2 protein-coding genes are annotated in these 1,771 nt (G+C 58.3%); both read right to left on the bottom strand.

What is annotated here, in order from left to right:
* Window positions 1-680 (bottom strand): ABC transporter permease (locus GXX34_00760; protein HHW06055.1); only part of this gene is annotated, 680 nt, incomplete at its 3' end.
* Window positions 677-1,771, bottom strand: a 1,095-nt coding sequence (locus tag GXX34_00755; GenBank protein ID HHW06054.1) for an ATP-binding cassette domain-containing protein, incomplete at its 5' end; no start/stop codon positions are given. The genes GXX34_00755 and GXX34_00760, both read right to left, overlap by 4 nt.

Below are 1,771 nucleotides of genomic sequence, written 5' to 3'. Positions count from 1 at the left end.
GCCCGGATCTCGTAACCGGGAGCTGTTTTCCAAAGAAACCAGTACACCGCCAGGACCATGACCAAGGCCAAGAGAAAGGCGGTGGTTAATTGGGTGCGCGGTACCAGTTTGAAAAAGGTAGCGGCCACCGGTATGATTTCCGTCTGGGGCACCTGGCCCGGCGCTTTAAACGGGTAATTCACCAGATAGGAGGTCAAATTGATGGCAATATAATTGCCCATCACGGTCACCACCACCTCATGGGTGCCGTACTTGGCTTTCAGGAAACCGGCCACCGCGCCCCATAAACCGGCAGCCAGCATCCCAGCAACTATAACGACCGGCAGCGTGATGAGTTTAGGCATGGACGGCAGGTACAAAGCCGCCAGCACGCCGCAGAAAGCCCCCACATACAGCTGGCCCTCCGCCCCGATATTAAACAAGCCGCAGCGAAAGGCCAGGCCTACCGACAAGCCGACGAAAACCAGCGGCGTCGCCTTGGCCAGGGTATTGGCCAGGCTCCTGGCATCGCCAAAGGAACCTTTCCATAAAGCCTGGTAAGCAGTCCAGGGGGATTCGCCCAGGGCCCAAACCAAGACCCCGCCTAAAAGCAAGGCCAGCAGGATAGCCAGTACCGACAACAGCAAATCCCACAGCAAATCCGTCCTTTCCGGGGTGAGCACCGCTTCCCTTGCCTTCATGACGCTTCCCCCCTCTCTCTTCCCGCCATGAGCAGTCCCAACTCCTCTTGGGTAAATTCTTCCGCCGGCCCCAGAGCCCGGATTTCTCCTTCGTAAAGAACGGCAATGCGGTCACTTAACTTCATGATCTCCGGCAGCTCCGCCGAAATCAAAAGGATCCCTTTCCCCTGATCCCTGAGCTCCAGCAGCAGCTTATGGATATACTCAATGGCGCCGATGTCCAAGCCCCGGGTAGGCTGCGCCGCCAAGATCAATTCCGGGCCGGCGCTCACTTCCCGGGCCAGGATTACCTTTTGCTGGTTGCCGCCGGATAGGAACTTGATCTTCTGCTGGGCGCCCGAGGCCTTAATTTTAAAAGTCTCGATTAACTGCCGGCAGCTCTGGCGCAGGGCTTGCTGCCGGATGACACCCCGGCGCACCCACTCCGGTCGAAACTGCCGGCCCAGCAGGAGATTTTCCTCCAGGGAAAAGCCGGCTAACATGGCCCTCTTGTGGCGGTCCGATGGGATATGGGCCATACCTAAGCTTTTCCGCTCCCGCACGCTTAGACCGGTAATATCCTGGCCGTTGAAAAGAATTTTCCCCCCTGGACAGGGCATCAACCCCATGATCATTTCTTCCAACTCCAGCTGCCCGTTGCCCTCCACCCCGGCGATGCCGACGATCTCCCCGGCCCGCACTTCCAAATCCACGGTCCGGGCCGCTTTCGGCAGCAGCTGCACCTTCTGCAGCGCCAAAATAGTTTTCCCCGGGCGGCAGGGCGATTTCTCCAAATCAAAAGCCACTTCCCGGCCCACCATCAAGCGGGCCAGTTCTTCCGGCGTCGTCTCCTCCCGGGCCAGGGTCCTTATCTTCCGCCCGTTGCGCAAGACGGAAATGCGGTGGGCCACGGTCATCGTCTCATTCAGCTTGTGGGTGATGAAGACGATGGTCTTGTTGTGCTTAATCAATTCATGAAAAACTTGGAACAACTCCTCCACTTCCGGCGGGGTCAGCACGGCGGTGGGTTCATCGAAAATGATGATATCGGCGCCGCGGTACAGGGTTTTGACGATTTCCACCCGCTGCTTCACCCCGACGGGCAAATCCTC

Source organism: Clostridia bacterium (genome assembly GCA_012840125.1).
Lineage (GTDB): Bacteria > Bacillota > DULZ01 > DULZ01 > DULZ01 > DULZ01.
This window is presented reverse-complemented; position numbering and strand designations above follow the sequence as displayed.